The 24,065-nt window shown below is 67.2% G+C and carries 24 protein-coding genes; 20 read left to right on the top strand and 4 right to left on the bottom strand.

Translation table 11 applies throughout. From position 1 onward, the window contains the following. Positions 1-28: 28 nt before the first annotated feature. On the bottom strand, positions 29-1,420 hold the full coding sequence (locus F3J19_RS09690; protein WP_167040153.1) for a collagen-like triple helix repeat-containing protein: 1,392 nt from the start codon (positions 1,418-1,420) through the stop codon (positions 29-31). Between the two features lie 390 nt (positions 1,421-1,810). Then, a complete protein-coding gene (locus F3J19_RS09685; protein WP_167040151.1) occupies positions 1,811-3,364 on the bottom strand; it encodes a collagen-like triple helix repeat-containing protein in 1,554 nt (517 codons plus the stop codon). Between the two features lie 656 nt (positions 3,365-4,020). Here F3J19_RS09685 and F3J19_RS09680 point away from each other — a divergent pair. The 14 genes from F3J19_RS09680 (at position 4,021) to F3J19_RS09615 (ending at position 18,180) form a co-directional block, all read left to right on the top strand. After that, on the top strand, positions 4,021-4,200 hold the full coding sequence (locus F3J19_RS09680) for a Flp family type IVb pilin (protein WP_167040150.1): 180 nt from the start codon (positions 4,021-4,023) through the stop codon (positions 4,198-4,200). A 135-nt stretch (positions 4,201-4,335) separates the two neighbouring features. Next, complete coding sequence (locus F3J19_RS09675; protein WP_167040148.1) at positions 4,336-4,833, top strand: prepilin peptidase; 498 nt, start codon at positions 4,336-4,338, stop codon at positions 4,831-4,833. Positions 4,834-4,877: 44 nt separating this feature from the next. After that, on the top strand, positions 4,878-5,339 hold the full coding sequence (locus tag F3J19_RS09670) for a TadE/TadG family type IV pilus assembly protein (protein WP_167040146.1): 462 nt from the start codon (positions 4,878-4,880) through the stop codon (positions 5,337-5,339). Positions 5,340-5,451: 112 nt separating this feature from the next. Next, positions 5,452-6,387 (top strand): Flp pilus assembly protein CpaB, encoded by a 936-nt coding sequence (cpaB, locus tag F3J19_RS09665; protein ID WP_167040144.1) that lies wholly within the window; start codon positions 5,452-5,454, stop codon positions 6,385-6,387. A gap of 41 nt (positions 6,388-6,428) precedes the next feature. After that, the gene (locus tag F3J19_RS09660; protein WP_240158862.1) at positions 6,429-7,865 is read left to right on the top strand and encodes a type II and III secretion system protein family protein; all 1,437 of its coding nucleotides are present in this window, start codon (positions 6,429-6,431) and stop codon (positions 7,863-7,865) included. Between the two features lie 123 nt (positions 7,866-7,988). Beyond that, positions 7,989-9,230 carry a fimbrial protein gene (locus F3J19_RS09655; protein WP_167040142.1) on the top strand — a complete coding sequence of 414 codons (1,242 nt, stop codon included), beginning with the start codon at positions 7,989-7,991 and terminating at the stop codon, positions 9,228-9,230. Positions 9,231-9,233: 3 nt separating this feature from the next. Further along, on the top strand, positions 9,234-10,634 hold the full coding sequence (locus F3J19_RS09650) for a CpaF family protein (RefSeq protein ID WP_167040140.1): 1,401 nt from the start codon (positions 9,234-9,236) through the stop codon (positions 10,632-10,634). Then, positions 10,627-11,673, top strand: coding sequence for a type II secretion system F family protein (locus F3J19_RS09645; RefSeq protein WP_167040138.1), 1,047 nt, complete (start codon positions 10,627-10,629; stop codon positions 11,671-11,673). The genes F3J19_RS09650 and F3J19_RS09645 overlap by 8 nt, the downstream gene beginning before the upstream one ends. Positions 11,674-11,675: 2 nt before the next feature. Next, positions 11,676-12,689, top strand: coding sequence for a type II secretion system F family protein (locus F3J19_RS09640; protein WP_167040136.1), 1,014 nt, complete (start codon positions 11,676-11,678; stop codon positions 12,687-12,689). A 17-nt stretch (positions 12,690-12,706) separates the two neighbouring features. Then, on the top strand, positions 12,707-13,696 hold the full coding sequence (locus F3J19_RS09635; protein WP_240158861.1) for a pilus assembly protein: 990 nt from the start codon (positions 12,707-12,709) through the stop codon (positions 13,694-13,696). A 34-nt stretch (positions 13,697-13,730) separates the two neighbouring features. After that, positions 13,731-14,168, top strand: a complete 438-nt coding sequence (locus F3J19_RS09630) for a DUF3613 domain-containing protein (RefSeq protein ID WP_167040134.1) — start codon at positions 13,731-13,733, stop codon at positions 14,166-14,168. 1 nt (position 14,169) lies between these two features. Continuing rightward, positions 14,170-16,011, top strand: a complete 1,842-nt coding sequence (locus F3J19_RS09625) for a TadG family pilus assembly protein (protein WP_240158860.1) — start codon at positions 14,170-14,172, stop codon at positions 16,009-16,011. Between the two features lie 10 nt (positions 16,012-16,021). Further along, entirely contained in the window at positions 16,022-17,413 is a 1,392-nt protein-coding gene (locus tag F3J19_RS09620; protein ID WP_167040132.1) for a sigma-54 dependent transcriptional regulator, read from the top strand. Positions 17,414-17,460: 47 nt separating this feature from the next. Beyond that, the gene (locus tag F3J19_RS09615) at positions 17,461-18,180 is read left to right on the top strand and encodes a DUF2968 domain-containing protein (protein WP_167040130.1); all 720 of its coding nucleotides are present in this window, start codon (positions 17,461-17,463) and stop codon (positions 18,178-18,180) included. Between the two features lie 279 nt (positions 18,181-18,459). Here F3J19_RS09615 and F3J19_RS09610 read toward each other — a convergent pair whose 3' ends face one another. Further along, positions 18,460-18,663 carry a hypothetical protein gene (locus tag F3J19_RS09610; RefSeq protein WP_167040128.1) on the bottom strand — a complete coding sequence of 68 codons (204 nt, stop codon included), beginning with the start codon at positions 18,661-18,663 and terminating at the stop codon, positions 18,460-18,462. Positions 18,664-18,890: 227 nt separating this feature from the next. Here F3J19_RS09610 and F3J19_RS09605 point away from each other — a divergent pair, with 227 nt between their 5' ends. Further along, entirely contained in the window at positions 18,891-19,118 is a 228-nt protein-coding gene (locus tag F3J19_RS09605) for a hypothetical protein (protein WP_167040126.1), read from the top strand. Between the two features lie 20 nt (positions 19,119-19,138). Here F3J19_RS09605 and hfq read toward each other — a convergent pair whose 3' ends face one another. Continuing rightward, complete coding sequence (hfq, locus tag F3J19_RS09600; RefSeq protein WP_167040124.1) at positions 19,139-19,612, bottom strand: RNA chaperone Hfq; 474 nt, start codon at positions 19,610-19,612, stop codon at positions 19,139-19,141. A gap of 413 nt (positions 19,613-20,025) precedes the next feature. On the opposite strand from hfq, the gene F3J19_RS09595 reads away from it, so the two are divergent. From F3J19_RS09595 to F3J19_RS09575, 5 genes are all read left to right on the top strand, one after another. Next, on the top strand, positions 20,026-20,178 hold the full coding sequence (locus F3J19_RS09595) for a hypothetical protein (protein ID WP_167039957.1): 153 nt from the start codon (positions 20,026-20,028) through the stop codon (positions 20,176-20,178). A gap of 14 nt (positions 20,179-20,192) precedes the next feature. After that, on the top strand, positions 20,193-20,744 hold the full coding sequence (locus tag F3J19_RS09590) for a sigma-70 family RNA polymerase sigma factor (protein ID WP_167040122.1): 552 nt from the start codon (positions 20,193-20,195) through the stop codon (positions 20,742-20,744). Beyond that, positions 20,744-21,694, top strand: coding sequence for an anti-sigma factor (locus F3J19_RS09585; RefSeq protein ID WP_167040120.1), 951 nt, complete (start codon positions 20,744-20,746; stop codon positions 21,692-21,694). The genes F3J19_RS09590 and F3J19_RS09585 overlap by 1 nt, the downstream gene beginning before the upstream one ends. A gap of 144 nt (positions 21,695-21,838) precedes the next feature. Next, on the top strand, positions 21,839-23,416 hold the full coding sequence (locus F3J19_RS09580; RefSeq protein ID WP_167040118.1) for an FAD-binding oxidoreductase: 1,578 nt from the start codon (positions 21,839-21,841) through the stop codon (positions 23,414-23,416). Positions 23,417-23,486: 70 nt separating this feature from the next. Next, entirely contained in the window at positions 23,487-23,909 is a 423-nt protein-coding gene (locus F3J19_RS09575) for a hypothetical protein (RefSeq protein ID WP_167040116.1), read from the top strand. The last annotated feature ends 156 nt before the right edge of the window (positions 23,910-24,065 follow it).

Below are 24,065 nucleotides of genomic sequence, written 5' to 3'. Positions count from 1 at the left end.
ACGCCGTTGCAGCGTCTGCATGAACGGCTTACTTATGGCTGAGCGGCAACAGGCTGCCGAGCAACGTCGACACGCCGCCCGTTGCACTGCCCGAACTACCCGTGGAGCTGCTCGAACCCGTCGTCGTGCTCAGGCCGCCGACCGAGCTCGTCACGGTCGTCAGCGTCGCGGTCAACTGACCGACGAGCGCCGTCACCGGCGCGAGCGCCTGGCCGCCGCTGCCCGAGCCGATATTCGTGAGGCCGCTCAGCGTGCCCGTGAGCGTCGTCAGCGGATTCGAGCCGCTGGCCGTGCCGCCGAGCAGCGACGTCAGCGAGCCGAGCGGCGTGCCGTTCAGCGTCGAAGTCAGGGAGCCGAGCGGCGAGCCGCCGAGCAGGGTCGTCAACGAACCGAGCGGATTGCTGCCGAGCCCGAGACTCGCGAGCGAGCTTTGCAGCGGGCTCAGCGGATTGCCGTTGGCGGGCGGTCCGCCAGCGACCACCACGTTGGTGCTGCCGACGAGGCTCGTGATCAAGCCGGGAATCGGATTCGCGCCGTTCGGGCCGTTCGGATTGACGAGGCCGCCCGCGTTCGTCACCGTGTTGCCGAGCGAGCTGACGAGCGCGCCGACGTCGGCGCCGAGCGGGTTGCCGGTTGTCGAGCCGACTTTCGAGCCCGCCGTGTTGAGCGCGCCGCCGACCTGCGCGAGCACGCCGCCGAGCGGCGCGCCGAGGCCGGTCTGCGTGCCGACCGTCTGCGTGATGAGACCCGCGCTCGTGACGATCGGCGTGATCGCCGTGCTGAGCGGCTGGGTGATCTGCTGCACCGGCGCCGAGTTGAGCACGTTGCCGAGCGTCGCGCCGCCCGCGTTCAACGCGGTGGCGGCCGTCGAGAGCGTGCTGGCGAGCGGCGTCGTCACGGGCGAGAGCGGCGCGAGCGTGCCGGAGCCGAGTCCGTTGACCGCCGTGCTCAGGCCTTGCACGACACCGCTCGTCGAACTGACCACCGAACCGAGGCCGCCGACCGTCGTGCCGACCGGATTGCTCGTCGTGCCGGTCTGTCCGAGGCCGTTGCTGAGCGCGTCGGCGACCGAATTGAGCGTGCCGCTCGTGCTCGACACCGAGCTGCCGACCCCCTGGGTGACCTGCGGGCTCAGGCCCGGGATCGTCTGCGATGCGATCGTGTTGCCGAGATCGCTGGTGGTTTGCGCGGCAACGGTGGCGAGACCGCTCGTGCCTTTGGACGTCGTCGTGGTCGTGCCCGGCGTATTGGTGCCGGAGTTGCCGCCGCTACCGGGGTTTGCAGCGCTCGGCGGCGCGCTGACTGTGCTGCCGCCGCACGCCGCGAGCAGGCTGGCGACCGCGACGGCGATCAGCGGGGCGCGCAACGACGAGACGGTCGCGCATGCCGCATGGAGAGAAAAAAAACGTTGAGTGGACATGGGTGCTCCTCCGTGTTCATCGTGTGCCGCGTACGGCCGATTTCGTGCAATTCCTTGCGATTGCTTGCGCCGTCACAACGTGCATTCCGGGTGGCGCGGCCCGGTGCGGGCAAAGCGGGGGCCGTGGTCGGCCCCGGCGAATCTTTTGTCGAGCCTTGAAGCGCGGCCCGGAGTTGAAGCCTGGGGTTAAAGCTTGATGCCGAAGCGCGGGTGTTTCTGCGTGGCGGTCGTCGTGTGGCTGTCATGCGGCCGGCGGTTCGCGCCGCACTTCTGAGACGGCTCGGCGCGTGCCGTGGGCGCCGCCCGAGTCGCCCGAGTCGCGAACGGCGTGGCGCGATCACGTCCGATGGATACCGCCGTGCGCCGCGCCACCTTCTTCAGGCAAGCGGCTTACTTCTTCCCCAGTCCGCCGAGCACGCTGCCGAGCAGCGACGTCACCGGTGCGAGCGGATTGCTGCCCGTCGTGCCCTTGCCCGTCGTCGACGACAGCGAAATGCCGGCGGCCGGGTTCGTCGCCGAGCTGGTCGCAGCCGAATTCGTCGCCGTCGTGACGCCCGACGTCGCACCGCCCAGCGTATTCGTGACGCTCGAGAGCAGGCCGGTGACCGGAGCGAGCAGGCCGCTGCTGCCGCCCGTCGTGTTCGTGAGCGTGCCCGTCACGCTGGAGAGCAGGCCCGTGACCGGCGCAAGCGGGCCGCTGCCGCTGGTTGCGCCCGTGAGCGCGCCCGTCACGCTGGACAGCAGGCCCGTCACCGGAGCGAGCGGACCGCCGGCACCGGTGCCGGTTGCGCCGCCGAGCGTGCCCGTCAGGCCGGAGAGCAGACCCGTGATCGGACCGAGCGGGCCGCTGCTGCCCGAGGTGCCGCCGAGGATGCCCGTCAGGCCGCCGAGCGGGCCGGTGCTGCTGCCGCCGGTGAGGCCGCCCGTCAGGCCACCGAGCGCGCTCGTGATGGCGCCGAGCGGATTCGTGCCGCTGCCGCCGCTGACGAGACCACCGACTGACGCGACCAGGGTGCCCGTGTCGACGACCGTCTTGCCGAGCGCGCTCGTGACCGCGTTGTTGCCGGTCGACGAGAGCAGCGTGCCGGCCTTGCCGAGGCCGCTGCCCAGCGTCGCGAGCAGCGAGTTGACCGGCGCGCCGAGGCCGGTTGCGTTGCCGACCGTCTGCGTGGTCGAGGCGACGACCGAAGTGATCGGCGTAATCGCGGTGCTGAGGGTTTGCGTGACCTGTTGAACCGGCCCCGTCGACAGGGCGTTCGTGAGCACGCCGGCGCCGCTCGACACCGCATTGCCGAGCGTGCTGACGGTATTGCCGAGCGGGGTGGTGACGGCGCCGAGCGGAGCGAGCGCGCCGCTGCCGAGACTCGTCACGAGGTCGCCCGTATCGGTGACCGCGTTGCCGACATGACCGACCACGCCGCCGACGCTCGCGACGGTCATGCCGATCGCGTCGTTGCCGGTGCCGAGCTGGCCGAGCCCTTGCGACACGCCGTTGCCGAGCGTCGAGATCGCGTTGCCGGCTTCCTGCACGACACCGCCGGCGGCCTTGGTCGTTTGCGGGCTGACGCCGGGCAGCGTCTGCGAACCGATGACCGAGCCGACGCCCGCAACCGTGGCGCCGACATCGCCGACCACGCCACCGGTATTGCCGGCGACAGTGCCGAGCGCATTCGCGACCGTTGTATTGTTACCACTCGGATTCGTGCCGGACGAGTTGTTCGGGTTGCTGTTGCTGCCCGTCGGGGTCGTGCCGGAGCCGCCGGAGCCCGCCGAACCGCTGCCGTTGGTCGTCGAAAGCGTGCCGCCGGCGGAGTTGCTGCCGCTGCCGCCAGTGCCCGTGCTCAGGCTGCCGGAGCCTCCGCAAGCACCAAGAGAAAGCATGGCCGCGATGCTCGCCGCGATCAGTGTTGTCCGAATGGTCGTGTTGGTCGTTTGAATGGTCATGTCGCCCTCGTATCGCATCAGTTGTTGGATGTTTGCCGCGCGGCTATCTCTGCACGAGCCGTGCCATTTCGAATGCGCGATGCGAGGATTTTTTTGAATAAACGGTGCAAAGCCTTATGCGATAAGGCTTTGCCGAATATCGAAAGAATTGTGGCGAAGGCAGTTAGCGGTCGCGAGGAACGTTTCGTGGGTCTTTTGCAAGGGCTGCGTAACGTAACGAGCCGTGCGCGCCGTTACGGTGCACGGCGTAACGCAAACGTTTATCGAACCCTCGTGTGCTTGAAACGCTCTGTTCAAACAGATAATTAGTGGACCGAATCTAACCTATGGTTATTCCTATGTGCGCAAACGCACGGACTGCCGTTAACCTGAACATGGGCCAAAAGTAAAGATCGTGTGAAGCCGAGGGCATCGGACAATTGCTTAAATAAGATTGTTCGGCTATAAAACCCGCAAGCGTCAGCGATTGACGTGGGGAGGTACGTTATCGAACAGACAGTTCCAACACACCGTTGTAGGCAAGGCGGCTGCGTGGTAGGACTACTGCAAGGCAACGGACGGGACCGGAAATGAGAGAAACGGTCCGCTGCATCGGCAGAGTTCGGTCGTACAGCAGCATTAAATCAAACGAAATATATGAAGTTCCGAGGGTAAAAATGAAAAAGCTCACACAACGCTTCCTGAGAGACAACAAAGGCGTTACCGCCATCGAATACGGGCTGATCGCGGGGTTGATCGTGCTGGTCATCGCGGGGGCGGTAGGTACGCTCGGCGGCGATCTGAACACCGTGTTTACGAACATCTCTAATAAGATCTCGCCGCCTGCTGCTGGGTGACAGCCTTTAAACGCATCGCAAAGTACTCGGCGCAATTACGCTGAGTACTTTGCATGTGTTTTTACGCATAGCGCTATGGGTTAGTGCGAATTGCAATGCAATTCGCATTGCATTGTCACGCCTGTCGAGTCTGAAATGAGCTTCGCAACGGGGATCGGTTTATTTATCGCCTGGGCCACGGTTGTCGCTATAAGCGATTGCCGTGCTAGGCGCATTTCCAATTCGATTATCGTCGCGGGATTGGCGGCGGCATTCGGCTGCGCGTTATTCGGCTGCGGACCATTCGGCATTTCGTTGCTTCAGGCAGGGATTGGCGCATTGGTCGGCCTGTTTTCGTTATTGCCCTTTTTCGCATTCGGTTTGATGGGTGCCGCGGACGTCAAGGTGTTTGCCGTGCTCGGCGCCTGGTGCGGCATGCACGCATTGCTCGGTTTGTGGATGGCCGCGAGTCTCGCGGCCGGCATTCATGCTTTGTGGCTACTGATCGTCACGCGCACGCGGCTCGCGGGGCTTGGCCGGAACGGTCGCGCGACGTTCGAACTGGCCGGCAAGGCATCGACGCCCTATGCCGCATGCCTGAGTGTGGCCGCGACACTGTGGCTGGTGCTGCGCGCAACGGGCCGGGGGCTGTGATGAGGCACCGCGCCATGCAACCCATCCGCCGCTCGCAGACACACATGCACGCAGCGAACGCAAGCCGGCAACGCGCGCAGCGTGGCGCGACGGCCGTCGAGTTCGCGCTCGTGTTCCCGCTGTTCTTCCTGATCCTCTACGCGATCGTGACATACAGCCTGATCTTCGTCGCGCAGCAGAACCTCACGCTCGCGGCCTCGGAAGGCGCGCGCGCCGCATTGAACTGGCAGACCAACGTGTCGATGGCTACCGCGCTCACGAACCGCGGCAACGCCGCGTGCGCCGCCGCGAAGCTCGTGGTCCAGCCGCTCGTGAATGCGATGCAGTGCGCGGCCACGAATGCGAGCTGCGGAACCGGCAATGCGATGACCTGCATCACCGTTTCGCTGACGTACAACTACACGAGCAATCCGCTCGTGCCGCCGCTGCCGCTGCTTAATCTCGCCATGCCCACCACGTTGTCCGGCAACGCGACGGTCCAGCTCAACCCGGAGAACATCCAGTGACGCCGGCACCGATCTTTTCTCCCGTCGCCGGCCGCGTGAGCGCACGCGTTCGCCGCATGGCCTCGCGCTGTTCGTCCTTCATCAACCGACGCAATCCATCGCACTACCCGTCATGCCGAATCTGACCAAAATTCTTGCCGGTGTCCTGATCGCGCTCGCGCTCGTGCTCGGCATCTTCGCGTGGACGCTGTCGCGCCGTCCGGCACCGGTCGCGGCCGCGCCGGCGGCGCAGGCGAGCTTCCCGGTGGTCGTCGCGACCCGCACCTTGCCGGGCGGCAAGCCGATCACCGTCGACGAACTGCGCGTGCAGAACCTGCCGATCAACCCGAACGGCGCCTTCACCGACCCGGCGCAACTCGCGGGCCGCGTGCCGAACGCCGACATCGGCGCCGATTCGCCGGTGCTCGAAGCCCAGTTGTCCTCGGGACTTGCCGAGCGCATCGAGCCGGGCGAGCGCGCGCTCGCGGTGCGCGTCGACGAAGGCAATGCCGTCGGCAATCGCTTGCGGCCGGGCAATTTCGTCGACGTGTTCTTCACGTTGAAGCGCGACGGCAACGGCAATCTCGGCAACGGCGCCGAAATCGATCGTACGCAGGCGCGTCTGCTGCTCTCGAAAGTGCGCGTGCTTGCATTCGGCAATGCAACGACGACCGGCGACAACGGTGGCGACCCGAACGGCCTCGTGCGCACTGCGGTGCTCGCCGTGCCGCTCGCCGACATCGACCGTCTGACGCTCGCCGAAAGCTCGGGGCGCCTCGTGTTCGCGTTGCGCAATCCGAAGGATGCCGAAGTGGTCGATCAGAACGAGCTGCCGGCTTATCCGGGCGTGCTGAAGACCACGGCCAAGGCGGGCGACGCGCCGTTGCAGGACTCGACGCGCGCGGCGGCGGGCGTCGCGCTCGATGCGTTGTCGGGCGCGGGAAGCCCAGCCGCGCGGCCGCTCGCGCCGCGGGCACCGGCGCCCGCGCGCGTCGCGGGCAATACGGGCGGCACGCGGGGCGGTATCGAAGTAATACGGGGTGGGCGCGCCGAAACGGTCGCCTGGTAAGCAGCTTCAGGGAGCGGGCGGCCAGTCGCCCCCATCACTACATGACACAACGGATTTTTGCTTTCAGAAAAGCAGCGTGGCTCGGGTTGGCTTTGCTGGGCGTATCGGCGGTGACCGATGCGGCCGGTCCGGCACAGCGGATGGTCAACCCGCGCGCGGCGCAAGCGGCCCAGGCCGCTCAGCAGGCGGCTCAGGCGCCCGAGTTCGCGCCCGGCGCGGCCGGCCAGACCATCACGCTGACGGTCGGCAGCCAGCAGCAGATCGCGACGGGCCATGCGCTGCAGCGCGTGGCGATCGGCGATCCAGGCGTCGCCGACGTGCTGATCGTCAAGGGCGGCAAGAACGGCGGCGTGCTGCTGGTCGGCAAGGCCGCGGGTACGACGAGCCTGATGGTCTGGGTGCGCGAGCGCGACGCGCCGCTGCGCTACACGGTCAACGTGACGACGCCGGCCGCGGCCTCGCTGCTCGGCGCCGATACGCCGAGCGTCAAGGTGCTCGGCGGCACGGCGGTGGTGTCCGGTTCGTCGGCGACGATGGAGTCGCACCAGCGTGCCGTCGTCGCGGCCCAAGGCGCGGTCGGCAAGGACGGCGCCGTGTTCGACACGTCGACGGTGGCGAGCCGTGCGGTCGTGCAGGTCGACGTGCGGGTGGTCGAATTCAGCCGTTCGGTGCTGAAGGAAGTCGGCTTCAACTTCCTGAAGCAGAACAACGGCTTCACGTTCGGCTCGTTCGCGCCGTCGTCCCTGAGTTCGGTGACGGGCGGCGGCACCTCGCCACCCAGCGTGACGAGCACGCAGCCGATCTCGTCGGCGTTCAACCTGATCTTCAATTCGGCGACGCACGGGCTGTTCGCGAACCTGAGCCTGCTCGAAGGCAACAACCTCGCGCGCGTGCTGGCCGAGCCGACGCTCGTCGCGCTGTCCGGGCAAAGCGCGAGCTTCCTCGCCGGCGGCGAAGTGCCGGTGCCAGTGCCGCAGGCGCTCGGTACGACCTCGATCGAATACAAGCAGTACGGCGTCGGGCTCACGCTGACGCCGACCGTGCTGAGCCCGCAGCGCATCGCGCTGAAGGTGGCGCCCGAGGCGAGCCAGCTCGACTTCGCGAACGCGGTGACGATCAGCGGCGTGTCGGTACCCGCGTTCATCACGCGCCGCGCCGACACGACGGTCGAGCTCGGCGACGGCGAGAGCTTCATGATCGGCGGGCTGATCGACCGCGAGACCGCGTCGAACGTCGCGAAGGTGCCGCTGCTCGGCGATCTGCCGATTCTCGGTACGTTCTTCAAGCAGCTCAACTATCAGCAGAACGAGAAGGAACTCGTCATCATCGTGACGCCACATCTGGTCTCGCCGCTCGCGAAGGGCGCGGACTTGCCGTCGACGCCGGGCGAGCAGGCCGAGCAGCGCGACGGACCGGTGTGGCGCTCGTTGCTGGGCGGCGTCGCGGCGCGCGACGCGGTGCCGGGGTTCTCCAAGTGAAGCCGGTGTGTCGCCGCGCGGCAGGCGGCAGGGAGCAGGCGAGGTTTTCGAGCCGGCGCGCGTGCGCCGGCAGACAGTACGAGGCGGCGGCTTTAGGGTCGATGCCGCAAGAGGATGTCCAACATGAACGCGAGAACGCATTCGTTGACTGAACGGGCGATCACCGATCACTTCGTGTTCGCGTCGCTCGCCGACGAGCACGTGCACTGGCTCGCCAATACGCTCGTCGGTGCGGGCGTGATCGAGGCGGCCACGCTCGATCCGGCGCTGCTGATGCAGCGCATCGCGACGCTCAATCCGTCGCTGGTGTTTGTCGACTTTTCGTGCGGCCGCGGCGCGGCGGCGAGCGCGGCCGCGAACTCGGTGCGCGCGGCCTATCCGTCGCTGCAGATCGTTGCGCTCGGCTCGCTCGCCGAGCCCGAGAGCGCGCTCGCCGCGCTGCGCGCCGGCGTGCGCGACTTCATCGACCTGTCGGGGCCGCCCGAGGACGCGCTGCGCATCACGCGCCAGGTGCTCGACAATCTGATCGAACCGGTGAGCCGCCACGGCCGTGTTACGGCGCTGCTCGGCGCGCGCATCGGCATGGGCGTGAGCACGCTCGCCGCCAACCTCGGCGTGCTGCTGCAGCGGCGCGACGTCGCGCAGGGGCGCCAGGCCGCGCTGCTCGATCTCGGCCTGCCCGCCGCGGACGGCTCGCTGCTGCTCAACACGCGCAGCGAATTCAATTTCGTCGAGGCCGTGCGCAACCTGCGCCGCTTCGACCAGACTTTCGTGCACACGGCGCTGTCGCATCACGCGAGCGGTCTCGCGCTGACCACGCTGCCGCCGAATCTCGCCGACATGCGCGAGGTCTCGTATTCGTCGTCGATCGGCTTGCTGAACCGGCTGCGCGCGTTTTTCGACCAGCAGCTCATCGACCTCGGCGGCTTCGGCAACAGCGAATTCATCGCGCAGGTCGTGCAGGCCGCCGACGAAACCTGGCTCCTGTGCGACCAGGGCGTCGCCTCGATCGTCTCGGCGGTCAGCGTGCTCGACGGCTTGCGCGAAGAGGGCCTCGACACCTCGAACGTGCAGCTCGTCGTCAACAAATTCGATGCCGACCTCGGCCTCGCCGCCGCGCAGATCGCGCAGCGCCTCGAAATTCCGCTGCTCGCGAGCTTGCCCGAGCGGCGCATCGCGCTCGGCCAGGCGGTCAACCAGGGGCATCTGCTGGTCGACGTCGCGCCGCGCGACGCCTACGTGCGCGCGCTCGAACCGCTCGTCGAGCGGCTCGGCGGCGCGCAGCACAGCGCGGCGCCGGCGCGCGGCAAGTCGGCGCTCGGCGCGCTCAGGCGCTTCATTCCCACTACTCAAAAGCGGTCATAAACGATGGCAAAAGAGATCCAGTTTGCCGACGACGCGCCTGCGTTCGCGCATAGCCAGCAGTTCCAGGACATCAAGAACGCGGCGCACGAGCATCTGCTCACGCGCATCGAGGAACTCGGCTCCGAGTTCGGCCGCTGGTCGCGTAACGCGATCAACCAGTTCGTCGATCTGGAGATGGACAGCTTCGTCAGGCTGCGCCGGATTCCGATCAACGAGAGCGAAGTGCGGCTGATTGCCGAGGCGCTGACCAAGGAACTCGCGGGCTTCGGGCCGATCGAGGACCTGCTCGCCGACCCGGCCGTGGAAGACATCCTGATCAACGGCTACAACGACGTGTACGTGTCGCGTCACGGCATCCTCACGCGCATCCAGGTGCGCTTTGCCGACAACGCGCATCTGCTGCGGATCGTGCGGCGCATTCTCGCGCCGATCGGCCGGCGTCTCGACGAATCGAACCCGATGGTCGACGCGCGTCTGCCGAACGGCGGCCGCGTGAACGTGGTGATCGAGCCGCTCTCGATCGACGGGCCGATCGTGTCGATCCGCAAGTTCCGCAAGGACCCGATGCGGCCCGACGATCTGCTCGGCAACGGCACCTATAACGCCGAGATCGGCGCGCTGCTCGAAGCGGCGGTGGCCGCGCGCTGCAACGTGCTGGTCGCGGGCGGCACGAGTTCGGGCAAGACCTCGCTGCTCAACGCGCTGGCGTTTCACATCCCCGAGCCGGAGCGCGTCGTGACCATCGAGGACACGGCCGAACTGTCGCTGAACCACCCGCACGTGGTGCGGCTCGAAAGCCGCCCGGGCGGCTTCGACGGCGCGGGCGTCGTGACGATTCGCGACCTGCTGCGCAATACGCTGCGCATGCGCCCGGACCGCATCATCGTCGGCGAAGTGCGCGGCGGCGAAGTGCTCGAAATGCTGCAGGCGATGAACACCGGCCACGACGGCTCGATGGGCACCGTGCACGCGAGCTCGCCGCGCGAGTGTCTGTACCGCCTTGAGATGCTGGCGGGCTTCGCGGGCTTCCAGGGCACCGAGTCGAGCCTGCGCCGCCAGATCGCCAACGCGATCGACTTCATCGTGCAGATCGGTCGGCTCTCCAACGGACGCCGCCGCATCCTGTCGGTCACCGAGGTCACGGGACTCTCCGACAACATCATCGCGACCCAGGAGCTGTATCGCTACGAGCCGATCGTGACGCCCGAGGGCGAGGAGCTCGACAACTGGGTGTCGCTCGGCATTCATCCGCATTCGCCGAAGCTCGCGCGCTTCCGCCAGGTGCTCGGCGGCGGCGAGCAGGCGCAGGGCTTCGGCAATGCGGGCTTCGGCGGCGGCGGTTTTGGCGGTGGCTTCGGAGGCGGCGGCAACGGCGGCGGCTTCGGCGGAGGCTTCAATGTCTAGCGCGGTACTGGTCTTCGTGGCGCTCGCGCTCGTCTGCGCGGCGCTGGCGTTGCTGCTGTGGCAGCGCGGCACGCAACGCAAAGGCCAGGTGAGCGTCGAACGTTATATCGACAGCCGCATGGCGTCGGCGGCGATGCCGGCCGGCGCGTCGGCGGGTGGTATGGGAGGCGCCGCCGGCGGCAGTGGCGCGCAGGCGGCAGCGCGTACGGCGGCCGCGCGTACCCAGGCGACGCTGATCGCGCCGCAGGCGCCGCCCGCCAACGCGGACTGGCGGGCGCACTGGCAGTATCAGCGCGCGCGCGTGCGTTTCGTCGTGCAATACGCGCTCACGCGCGCGGGCCTCGCCGACGCCAAAGTGCCGCTCGCGATCTGCTGCGTGCTCGTGCTGCTGCTGTGCGGGTGGGCGGCCATCGTCGGCGGCCTGCTCGCGGTGTGCGCCGCGCTCGTCGTGTGCGCGATGTTCTTCTATTTCCTGCTGTCGATGCGCGCGAACAAGCGTCGCCAGCTGATCGTGCGGCAGCTGCCGCTCTTTCTCGACGGCATCGTGCGGCTCATCACGCTCGGCAACAGCGTGCCCGCCGCATTCCAGGCCGCGCTGCAAAACACCGAGGCGCCGATGCGCGAATGTCTCGACTATGTCTCGCGGATGCTGCGTACCGGCATCGAGATCGATCGCGCGCTCTCGCAGGTCGCGGTGATCTACGGCGTGCGCGAACTCGAACTGGTCGGCGCGGTGCTGCGTCTGTCGGTCAAGTACGGCGGCCGTGCCGACGTGATGCTCGATCGCATGTCCTCGTTCATGCGCGATCTCGAACAGGCCGAGCGCGAACTCGTCGCGATGTCCTCGGAAACGCGGCTGTCCTCGTGGGTGCTCGCGATGCTGCCGATCGGCATCGGCGGTTTCCTGATCATGTCCAATCCGAAGTATTTCGCGTCGATGTGGTTCGACCCGTTCGGACGGCAGCTCGTCTATCTCGCGTTCGCGTTGCAGCTGGTCGGCGCGTATCTGCTTTACCGGCTTGCGAGCCTGAAGGACTGACCATGCAAGCCCGACACCTTGCCGTTCTCGCGCTGGCTTTCGCCGCCTTCGCCATGCTGCTGCTCGCGGGCCTCGTGCTGGCGCGCGTGGCGGCGGCGCGGCGCAGCGAGCGCACGCTCAGACAGGCGCTCGATCAGCGCGCGCTGCAAAGCGCGGCGCTCGCCGCGGCCGCGCGCGCCGGCGACGCCACGCCCGCCGCGCAGAACGCGAAACCGGCGCCGCGCAACACCCGGCCGGCCGGCTTCAAGGGGCTGCTCGAACGTTTCGCGCATACCGGCGCGCGCTGGCTCGATACGCCGTTCGGCCGCCAGATCGTCGCCGAGGAAGATCGCCGGCTGCTCGAACAATGCGGTTTCGTCGACACGCGCACGCGCGGCCTGTTCCTGATTGCGCGTCTCGCGGCCGGCATCGTGCTGCCGCTGCTGGCCGGCGTGCTGGCGCGCGGACACGTCGCGGGCATCCGTTACCTCGCGCTCGTCGTTATCGCGGCGATGCTGGGCTTCATGCTGCCGAAGTTCGTGCTGGGCCGGCGTGCGAGCAAGCGGCGCGCCGGCGTGGTCAACGAATTGCCGCTGCTCGTCGATCTGCTGCGCCTGCTGCAAGGCGTGGGGTTGTCGCTCGATCAGGCGCTGCAGGTGGTGGTCAACGATTTTCGCGGCATGTTGCCGGTGCTCGCGGGCGAACTCGAAATCGCGCAGCGCCAGTTCGCGACCGGCCGCACGCGCGAGCAGTCGCTGAACCGGCTGTCGTCGAGCTACGACAACGAGGACCTGCGCGCGGTGGTGCGCCTGCTCGTGCAGGTGGACCGGCACGGCGGCGCGGTGCAGGAACCGCTCAAGCAGTTCGGCGACCGTCTGCGCGAGGCGCGCCGCGCGATGCTGCGCGAACGCATCGGCCGGCTCGCCGTGAAGATGACCGGGGTGATGATCGTCACGCTGCTGCCCGCGCTGATGATCGTGACCGCCGGGCCGGGGGTGCTGGCGGTCCAGCATTCGTTCCGCTCGGCCAGGCACTAAGGCACTAAGGATCGGCCATGACTCAGCGTTTTTCCCGGCACAACCCTAAGCGGCATGCGCGTACCGCTGCGGCAGCGGCGGCGCTCGCGGTGCTGGCGCTGCTCGGCGCGTGCGCGTCGAAGGAGCCGCTCGGCTACGGCGTCGGCGCGCAGGCGGAGCGCGCGATGATGACGCAGCAGCTCAACAAGGACCCGGCGCCCGACACGCCGGGCATGTACCTCGGCCTGATCGACCAGATGCAGGCGCAGGGGCTGTACTTCGCATCGCTCGCGCATATCGACGCCTACGAAAAGCAGTACGGCACGAGCCCCGAGACGATCCTGCTGCGCGCCGACGCGCTGCGCATGACCGACCAGGCGCCCGCCGCGGCGGCCGTGTACGGACAGTTGCTGAAGACGCCGTTGGCGGCGCGCGGCTATCGCGGGCTGGGCCTGATCGAGGGCGCGGCCGGCGAATTCGGACGCGCCGCGCAGCAGTTGCAGCAGGCGGCGCTGCTTGCGCCGACCGATGCCACGACCCTGTCGGACCTCGGCTATGCGCTGCTGCGCGAGGGCGACGTCGAGGGCGCGCGCGTGCCGCTCATGAAGGCGGCCGAGCTCGATCAGAAGAACCCGAAGATCGTCGCCAACGTGGTGCTGTATCTGCTCGTCAGCGGCGGCGACGCGCAGGCGCTCGCGGTGATGAACCAGCAGCAGTTCGCGCCGGACGTGCGCGCGGCGCTGCGTGGCGATGCGGCGAAGGTGGCCGTGGCGGAGCGTGCGCGCATGCAGGCGGCACAGGCACAGGCACAGGCACAGGCACAGGCACAGGCACAGGCACAGGCACAGCAAGGCGCGGCGTCGAGGCAGGGCGAGGCACAGAAGCAGGGCGAGGCACAGAAGCAGGGCGAGGCACAGAAGCAGGCCAAAGAGCAGGGGCAGACGCAGCCGCCGGCCGCGGATGCACGCACGGTCGCGAGCATGGGCATCGAACCCGCGCCGCGCCTGTTGCAGCGGTTCGCGCAGTAAGCGCGCCCGCTCGTCACGGATTCAGGGAGTGAAGATGACAAACAGAACGGAAACTCGGGGTTGGCGCGTATCGGTGCGCTGCGTGGGGGCCATCGCGGGCGTGTTCGCGATGACGGTGTTCGGTGCCGCTTCGGCTGTCGCGCAGACGAACGAACCGGCGAGCGCGCAGACCGGCTCGCCGACCGCCGGGCCGATGCCGGCGGTGCAGGCCGCACAGCCCAAGGTGCGTGCGAGCGAGGTCGGCCACTCGACGCTCGCATGGGTCGACATGCAACGCAGCAACGAACAGGCCGCACCGGCGCTGCCGATGCTCGGCGCCGAAGCCGGGCTCGCGTACAAGCGTTATCTGAATTCGTTCAACAACAAGATTCCCGAGTGGTATGGCTCGACGCTCGGCTCCAGTAGCGGCTCGGGTGGTTCGGGCGGCGGCTCGAACGGCGGCTCCGGTTCGGGCTCGGGCGGCTGGAACTGATATGAGCAAGGCTTCGGTCCAGACGTCGCGCGAGCCCGCGGTGGACGCGGCGCATGACGCCCCTGCAGCCGGTGACGCGCACCGCCCGCGCGTGCGCTGGCTCGCGCGGGTGCGACGCGCGGGCAGCATGCGCCGTCAGCGTGGTTCGGTCGCGATGGTCGCGGCGATTGCGCTCGGTTTGACGCTCGCGGCGCTCGGCGCGATCGACGTCGGCAACGTGTATTTCGTGCGCCGCGAGTTGCAGCGCACGGCCGATATGTCGGCAATGGCGGCTGCCCAGGTGATCGGCTCGCAGGGCGGCTGTACGGCCGCGCAGAGTACCGCGTTCTCGAATGCCTCGAGCAACGGCTTTAACGCCGACGGTCAGACCTATACGCTGAGCCCGACCTGCGGCCGCTGGGACACGAGCAGCAAGACCTATTTCGGCTCGAACAACTCGAACGGCAATCCGCTCAATGCGGTGCAGGTGCAGGTGACGCAGAAGCTGCCGATGTTTTTCCTCGTCGGTTCGCCGATCAACGTGACGGCGACGTCGACGGCGATGGCGACGAACATCGATAGCTTTTCGCTCGGTACGGCGGTTGCAACGCTGAATACGCAGCAGTCGGCGCTGCTCGATGCGATTCTCGGCGGACTGCTGAAGAGCAGTGTTTCGCTGAGTGTTGCCGACACGCAGAGTCTCGCGAGCGCGAATATCAAGCTCGACGATCTGCGCGCAGCGCTCGGGGCAGCATCGATGCAGGGGCTGCTCAATACCAACGTGAGCTTTCACGATCTGATGGTGGCGATGGTCAAGGCCCTGCAGGCCGGTGGCGATACGGTCAACGCGAACATTCTGCAAGCGTTGGAGGTCGTCGTGCCGGGCGGGCAGAACATTACGATCGGTGACGGCGGCACGACAGCCCCAGGGTTGCTGGCGCTTGGGTTGGCTAATCCGAACTCGGCGGCGACCGCGACGATCAATGCGTTCGATGCGCTGATGGTCGCCGCGCAGCTTTCGCAGAGCAATCCGGACGGCACGCCGGGGCCAGTGCTCAACGTCTCGGCGGGGCTTCCGGGTATCGCCGCGGTTTCGTTGCAGGTCGTTAATCCGCCGGTACTGGCGATGGGAGAGGGCGGGACTATCAGCCCCGGAGTTTATCGAACCGAGGCGCGCACGGCAGCGATCAACCTGAGCCTTACTTTGCAGCCGTTGCCGACGTTGTATCTGGGCATTGCAACGATTTCGGTGCTCAGTACACCGGTGGTGGTGACGTTGCAGGTCGCACCGGGCAAGGCGGATTTGAGCTCCGTCGATTGCGAAAGCACCAAGGCGGCGACCCAGGCTACGATCCTGGCGACACCGGGCATCGCATCGGTTTGTGTGGCGGGTGATGCGGCATGTACTCAATCCGCCAATGTAGCTTCCGCCACCACGATTCTGACGGGCCCGAACCCGGTCATCAGCGTCAAATTGAAACGACTCGGATTTTTGTCGTTATCCCCGCCTCAGCCGACGACGCTGGTGTTCAATGGTTCTTCAGGTAGTTTCAACGGAGTTCAGGGCGCGGACTCCAACGCGGTCGGCAGCGATCTCGCGTCGTTGACCGGCACCTTGTTCTCGCAGTTGCCTGGCGCGTTGTCGATTTATTTGCTTGACCCAACCCTTAGCGCGCTTATCGGGTATATCCTGGATCCGGTTCTCGCGCTGGTGACGACTACGCTGAGTCCGGTTCTGAGTTCGGTCTTCAGTCTCCTCGACACCCTGATTGTGCCGACGCTGACTCTGCTCGGCGTCCAACTCGGCGCCGCCACGGTCCATAACACATCGCTGACGTGCGGCGTTCCGCAACTGGTCCAATAGCCTATCCAAGATGAGAACCACCACAAAAATCGAGGAACTCGATATTTACGTCTGGGAGGGCAAGGCCGATATCGTCGACCGTGTGGCGCGCTGCATGGCAAGCTTCGACGTCGAAGTGATCCGCGCCGACGATATCGCGATTTCGCCCGAGCGCACCGCGCTGCGGCCGTCGCTCGCGATCATCAGCGTGTCGGTGATCGACAGCGGCGCGCTGATCGTGCGCGACTGGCAGGCCGCGCACGGCATCCCGGTCGTGTGGGTCGGCGCGGCGCCGCGCGAGCACGACCCGGCCGCCTATCCGTCCGAGTACTCGCACATCCTGCCGCTCGATTTCACCTGCGCCGAATTGCGCGGCATGGTCACCAAGCTCGTGCTGCAGATGCGCGCGCACAGCGCGAAGACGCACGAGTCCGACGCGATGATCGCGAACTCCGAGTGCATGCAGGCGCTGCTGCACGAAGTCGACACCTTCGCCGATTGCGACACGAGCGTGCTCGTGCACGGCGAGACCGGCGTCGGCAAGGAACGCATCGCGCAACTGCTGCACGAAAAACACGGCCGCTACGGCCAGGGCCCGTTCATCGCGGTGAACTGCGGCGCGATTCCGGACGGCCTGTTCGAATCGCTGTTTTTCGGCCACTCCAAAGGGTCGTTCACGGGCGCGGTGGTCGCGCACAAGGGTTACTTCGAGCAGGCCGACGGCGGCACGCTGTTTCTCGACGAAATCGGCGATCTGCCGCTTTATCAGCAGGTCAAGCTGCTGCGCGTGCTCGAAGACAGCGCGGTGACGCGCATCGGCTCGGCGAACCCCGTCAAGCTCGATTTCCGGCTCGTCGCGGCGACCAACAAGAACCTGCCGCAACTGGTCAAGGAAGGCACGTTCCGCGCCGATCTCTACTATCGGCTCGCGGTGATCGAGCTGAAGATTCCGTCGCTCGAGGAGCGCGGCGCGGTCGACAAGATCGCGATCTTCAAGGCATTCATCGCGCAGGTGGTCGGCGCCGAGCGGCTCGCCGCGCTGCCCGATCTGCCGTACTGGCTCGCCGATGCGGTGGCCGACACCTATTTCCCCGGCAACGTGCGCGAGCTGCGCAACCTCGCCGAGCGGATCGGCGTGACGGTGCGCCAGATCGGCGCGTGGGATGCGGCGCGTTTGCAGCGTCTGCTCGCGCTCGCGCGCACGAGCCAGCCGGTGCCGGTGGAGAGCGCAGCCGAGGTGCTCGTCGACCGCAGCAAATGGGACATGGCGGAGCGCAATCGCGTGCTGGCCGCACTCGACGCGAACAGCTGGCGGCGTCAGGATACGGCGCTTTATCTCGGTATTAGCCGCAAGGTTTTGTGGGAAAAAATGCGCAAGTACCAAATTTTCGACGAAGAGCCCGAAACCCGCGAAAGTGAGTAATAATGCGCCGTTTGCACTAAAACAAAAACTGTTGAAGCGGGAACTACATGGACCGAAAGTCGACGCTGCGGGAGATGGCTCTGGCGGCATTCATCGTGTTGGGCGGCGCCGCGCAAGGCGTGAATGCGCAGGCTCTGCAGAGCAGTGGCGCAAGCAGCGCGGTCGTGTCCCAGCCGGGTACGAGCGCCGCGTTGCCGGATACGTCGCAAGCCGGACAGGCGGACACCACCGCATTGACGCCGGACGAAAACCGGCAATCGGCTGCGGGCAACGTGGCGGAATTGCAGCAGATGATCCGCGGCTCGGACCTGACTGAATTACGCACCACCTACAACGGTACGTACGGCGCGAGCCTGCTGTTCTACGGCAAGGAAATGACTTACTACGTCGCGCTGTTCCAGCAGAAGAATTTCTGGCGCGTGATCAAGACGCAGGACGTGACGCGCGCCGAACTCATCTACAAGGATTTCGTGCGGCAGACCGTGCAGCTCTCCGATGTCGAAATTCGCCGCACGCAGCTCGAAGCGCAAAAGGCGTTCACGCAGCGCATGATCGCGTTGTCGCAGGACCGCGCGAACCGCCTGCAGGCCGACCTCGACGTGGCGCGTCAGCAGCAGAGCATCGTTGCGAGCCAGCAGCAGCAGAAGCGTGCCGAGGCCACCGCGCTGGCACAGCAGAAGCAGGCCGCACAGGACCAGTTGCGTGCCGCGCAGCGCCAGGTGCGCGAACTTCAGCGCGAGCTGGAAAGCGGTTTGCCGCCGCACTGAGCGCGCTGGCGTGAACATCGTCATCGCCGGATGGGGCGGGCAGGGCGCGGAGGACGGCGCCGCCCGGTTCATCGGCGGGTGATGGCGCTAGATTCGCGGCAGTGTCGCCGCGGTCTGATTCGCGGTATTTCAATCCCACTTCGATTCCATCTCGATCTCGCATTCCTGCGCAGTCCACAACGGCGTACGCAGGCTGTGTTGTCCCCGTCGCGCAAAACGCAAAGAGCGAAAGAAACCCGCGCAGGTTTCATCGCCGCGTCATTCATACCGCTATTCGCATCAATGCCGCTTCCTGCTATCGGGCCGTGGTTTGCGCGTCCGTTCGCGATGCGGCTCCGCCATGTCGACGGCGATCGGGTCGCTCGCGGGAAAACTTTCCATCAGCGCTTCGTCGAGTCGGCTATCGATGGAACTCGCGACGGAACTGGCCGGTGCGCGCCGCGTGCGCGCGGGGTGAGTGGCATGCTGGTTCCTGCTGGTCATGACGTGCTCCGCAAGTAGAGAGTCGACTATTCAGCATAGCGCATGGCGGCCGTGACCGAACCTCGGCCGGATGGCATAGACCCAACGGCATAGACCCAACGGCATAGACCCAACGGCATAGGCGCGCCGTTTGAAAGCGGCCCGCGGCGATTCGTTCTCCGTGCGTCTTCGCGCGGCGTCCTGCCGACGACGCGCGGACCTCACTCAACGACAAGACAGCGAATCAAATGAACGGGAAAAAACCTGCCTGTGCGCGGCGTTTCTTCGCCTCGCACGTCGTGGAAGCGGAACTGGAGCACCTGAATTGGGCGACGAAGCAACCGGCGCTGCGCATGCTCGACGCCGTGTACTGGCGACGTCGCGTGCTAGGGGTCAAAGGAGGATTCGAGCTGACGGATCAGCAGGTGATGCGGCTGGAGAAAATTCTGCAGCGGCTCGGCCCGTCCGCGGACTAGCCGGGCGCTGTGACGCGCGCTTATTCGTTGCCGTTGCCGGCACCGCCCGCGCCGCCATGGTTGCCACCGTGATTGCCGCCTTCGCCGCCGCCGGTGCCGAACAGACGGCGCCGACGCGTGACGACCACCGGGCCGTCCGAACTGCTGCGTTCGCCGACGGGGCGCTCGGAGGAGGCCGGCGCGCCATACGACTCGCGCGGCTCACGATGCTCGCGCGAGCCATGCGGGCCGCGCCCGCCGGTGTGCTCGCCGTGCGAGGGGCGCCCCGTGCGCGGCGCCGGACGCGTGCCGGTGTCGAGCTGGATCGTGGAGATCGCGCGCTTGTAGATGCCTTGCAGGCCGACGGGCGTGCGCAGCATCACCAGATACTGATCGAACGACTCGATGCACCCGGTCAGGCGAATGCCGTTGACCAGATAGATCTCGACGCGCTTTCGTTCCTTGCGCGCAGCGTTCATGAAGTCGTTTTGCGGATGCGATTCTGCAGAAGCCATGGACAATTCGGGTTAGATAAACGGTTGTTCGCCGCGATTCTACCCTTTCTGCTCTATTCGAGGGCTGAACGCGCCGGGGGCGAACTTTATCCACTATAACGGCTTGTGGGCACATAAGCATCCGATAACGGCGCACTGTAACGTTGAGTTACGAATCTGCTGGGCAATGGCGCCTTCTCGCTGCCTCTCCAGGCATGGCCGGCACGCCTGGCGGAAAAGGAAGAGGCGCGCCGGATCGCCGCGCATCGAAGCGGCAGGCCCGCACCGAAACGCGGCGTTCGCCGACGCCGCCGCGCGGTGGAATAAACCGCGCGCCATCGGCGTTCAGTCGTGTAGGGCAACGCCGCACTCCGCGGCCGCCCGCCCGGATCGCGTGCGCGGATCGGCTCGCGCGATCGATCGTCAGGAGACTCATGATGATGAAAGCATCCCGTATTCTGTCCTCGCTCTTCGTGCTGCTCGCGCTCGCCTTCGGCACGCTCGCGAGCGGCGCCTGCGCCGCGACGACCGACAACGCCGCGTCGGGCTCGAGCAGCAACAGCAATAGCAGCGGCGGCGGCTACTGAGCGCCGCGCGCCGGGTGACGTTCGAAGCGGAAGTGATCGCGTGGCTCCCGCAGTTGCGCCGCTATGCGCGCGCGCTGACGGGCGACTACGCCTGGGCCGACGATCTCGTGCAGGATACGGCGGAGCGCGCGCTTGCGCGCTGGTCGGCGTTCCGGCCGAACAGCAACATGCGGGCATGGCTGCTGACGATCCTGCGGCATCTCTACATCGATCAGTTGCGCGGCCGTCGCGAGATCGCCGTCGACGACGAAAGCGCGCCGTGGCGCAATCTCGAAGCGCCGCAGGGCGAAGTCGACGGTCTCGTGCTGCGCGACGTGCAGCGCGCGCTGTATGGCCTGTCGCTCGAACAGCGCGAGGTGCTGCTGCTGGTGGGCGTCGAGGAACTGACTTATCAGGAGGCAGCGGCGGCGTTGGGCGTGCCGATCGGCACGGTGATGTCGCGGCTTTCGCGGGCGCGCGAGCATCTGCGCGCGCTGCTCGCGCAAGGGCCCGCCGAGGGACCGAGCCAGGGTTCGGCACCGGCGGCGCGTAACGTGGCGCCGCTGAAAGTGGTGAGAAATCCATAATGAACAACGACGACTACGGTTCCGGCCTGCCCGAAGGGCTCGATCTGCGCACGCTGTCGGCGTATGTGGATGGCGAATTGCCGGACGCGCAGCGCGCCGCGCTCGATACGCAACTGGGCCGGCATCCGCAGGCCGCCGCGCGCGTGAGCGCATGGCGCGCGCAGAACGCCGCGTTGCGCGCACTGTGCGGCGCGCCGCGGCGCGCGGCGGACGATGGTGGCGAGGCAAGCGAGGCCGGCGAGACAGGCCATAGCGCGGCCGGCGCCGCGAAGCATCACGCGGACAATCGCCGTAGCGTAGCGGACGAGCCCGCCTTCATCGTGTTGCGGCGTACGCGGCCGTGGTGGCAGCGCGCGGGCCTCGCGGCCTGCTGGCTTGCCGTCGGTGCCGGGCTCGCGCTGGCGTTGGGGCCGCTCGCGCCGCGTCTGACCGGCAACGCGTGGGGCGGCGTCTGGGGCGGTATCTGGGGCAACGCATGGGACAGGTTGAGCGGCCAGCCGGCGGGCTTCGCGCAGCGCGCGGACGTCGCGTATGCGGTGTATTCGCCGGAGCGGCGTCATCCGGTCGAGGTCGCCGCGAGCGAAGAGGAGCATCTGATCAACTGGCTGTCGAAGCGGCTGAACCGGCCGCTTTCGGTGCCGTCGCTGCAGGAGTACGGTTACGCGCTGGTGGGCGGGCGGCTGTTGCCCGGCGAGGCGGGGCCGGCCGCGCAGTTCATGTACGAGAACGCGGGCGGCGCGCGCCTCACGCTCTACGTGACCGGCATCGCGCGCAACGAGACCGCGTTCCGGCTGTTGCGCGACGGCAACCGGCGCACCTTCTACTGGGTCAACGACGGCATGGGCTACGCGCTCTCCGGCGCGATCGCGGAAGGCAAGCTGCGCACGATCGCCATCGACGTATGCAGCGCGCTCGGCGGCAAGCCGGAGACCTGGAGCGGCGAGCAGTAGCGGCGGCGCAGGCGCTGCATGGCGCTGTCGCATGGTGGTGCTGTGTCGGGCGCGGGTTGCCGTGGCGTACGCGGTACAGCGATGACGCGGCGGTGCGTTGAACCCCGCACGCCGCCGTTCGCATCTTGAGGATGAGGAGACGCGGTGCCCCAGACCTTGCCGCCCAATGTGTCCGCCGCGCAGTTCGAGCATGCGCTGGCCGCCTGGCGCGCGGTCGTCGGCGATGCGCAGGTCGTGACGTCCGACGCCGGGCTCGCCGCCTATCTCGATCCGTTCGCGCCCGGCGAGCGCGCCGCCTTCGCCGCGAGCGCCGCGCTGCTGCCGGCTTCGGTCGACGAAATTCGCGCGCTGCTGCGCATCGCGAATCGATATCGCATTCCGCTGTGGACCGTGTCGACCGGACGCAATTTCGCGTATGGCGGCGCGGCGCCGCGCCTTGCCGGCTCGGTCGTGCTCGATCTGCAGCGGATGAACCGCATCCTCGACGTCAACGAGACGCTCGCCTATGCGCTCGTCGAGCCGGGCGTCAGCTACTTCGATCTGTACGCGCATCTGCGAGAAAAGGGTTACAGGCTGTGGATCGACCCGCCCGCGGCCGGCTGGGGCAGCGTGGTCGGCAATACGCTCGAGCGCGGCTTCGGCTACACCGACTACGGCGATCACGCAGCCGCGCAATGCGGCATGGAAGTCGTGCTCGCCAACGGCGACGTGCTGCGCACCGGCATGGGCGGCATCGAGATCGGCACCGCGTGGCAGTTGTATCAGCCGGGCTACGGGCCCTCGTTCGACGCGATGTTCATGCAGTCGAACTACGGCATCGTCACGAAGCTCGGTGTGTGGCTGATGCCCGCGCCGCCCGCGTATCTGCTGGGCGAAATCCAGTTTCGCCACGAGGCCGATCTGGAAGCGATCGTCGAGATTCTGCGGCCGCTGCGGCTTGACGGAACGATCCGCAATCACGCGGTGATCGAGGGCGGTTTGCGCCGCGCGGCGGGTCTGTCGGCACGGCGGCCGTGGTACGACGGCGCGGGCGCGATGCCCGAGAGCGCGCTGACCGCGATGCTCGACACGCTCGGCGTCGGGCGCTGGAACCTGCATTTCGCGCTATACGGCACGCCCGAGCTGATCGATGCGCGTTATGCGTCGATCGAGCGTGCGTTCGCGCGGGTGCCCGAGGCGCGCCTGTCGGCGGCGCGCTATGCCGGCGACGCGCAACCGGCGGGCGGCGGCGACCGCAACATGGCCGGCATTCCCGCGATGACCGCGTTTCGCATGCTCGACTGGCGCGGCGGCGCGGGCGCGCACGTCGACTTCGCGCCGATCTGTCCGGCGACGGGGCGCGATGCGCTGCGCCAGTACACGATGGTGAAGACGCGCGCCGCCGAATACGGCTTCGACTACTACGGCGGCTTTACGGCGGGCGCGCGGCATCTGCATCACATTTTCGCGGCGATTTTCGATCGCGACGACGCGAGCCAGGTCGAGCGGGCCGGCGAATTGCTGCGCTCGCTGATGAGCGATGCGCGCGCGGCCGGTTATGGCGAATATCGCGCGCATCTCGCGTATATGGATTTCGCGGCGGCTCAGTACGGCTTCAACGACGGCGCATTGCTGCGGCTCGCGGAGACGATCAAGGACACGCTCGATCCGAACGGCATTCTCGCGCCGGGCAAGCAGGGAATCTGGCCGGCCGGGTGGCGCGACCGGCGGGGATATACGTGACGGTGCGGTAAATGAGCGCGACTGCGCACGAGTGCGAGCGCGTGAGCGGTATGTGATGGCGTGAGGCAAGATGGACCGACGCACTTTCATGCTCACGGGTGCATGGCTGTCGACGATGGCCGGCGGCGCATGGCCGTGGTTCGCGCAGGCCGTCGCACGCGGCAACGATATGCATACGCTGGCGATCGTCGATTCCACGCTCGTGTGCGGCGCATCGTTCGCGCGCTATGCCGCGCATCTGCAACTGCCGGTCTTCGAGACCGGCGACGATGCCGGCGCGCTCTGGTTTACCACGCTGGCACCCTGGCTGGGCGACGTGGCCTCGCGCGCGACGCCGTCGCTGATCGGCTTCACGCGTGCCTCCGACTACTTCGTCCTGCGGCATCTCGCGATCCGCACGGGACGCTTCGTGGAACACAGTCATGAGCCGCGAGTCGGGCAGCCCGCGCAAGCGGCCTATGTGGCGTTCGCGCTGACGCCGCGCCATGCGTGAGCCGTGCCGCTCGCGCGGATTGGCCGCCTGTCCGCCGAACATCGGGTACCTGCCGGACAGAGGCCGAACAAGCATCGAGCAAGCATCGAGCAAGTATCGAGCAGGCATCGAGCAAGCACGGCCCGGACATGAGCACTGCACCGCACCGCATCGATA

The organism is Burkholderia sp. Ax-1724, from assembly GCF_011752995.1.
In the GTDB taxonomy this organism is placed as follows: Bacteria; Pseudomonadota; Gammaproteobacteria; order Burkholderiales; family Burkholderiaceae; genus Paraburkholderia.
The sequence above is the reverse complement of the archived record's forward strand: the minus strand, read 5'-3'. Positions and strand labels throughout refer to the sequence as shown.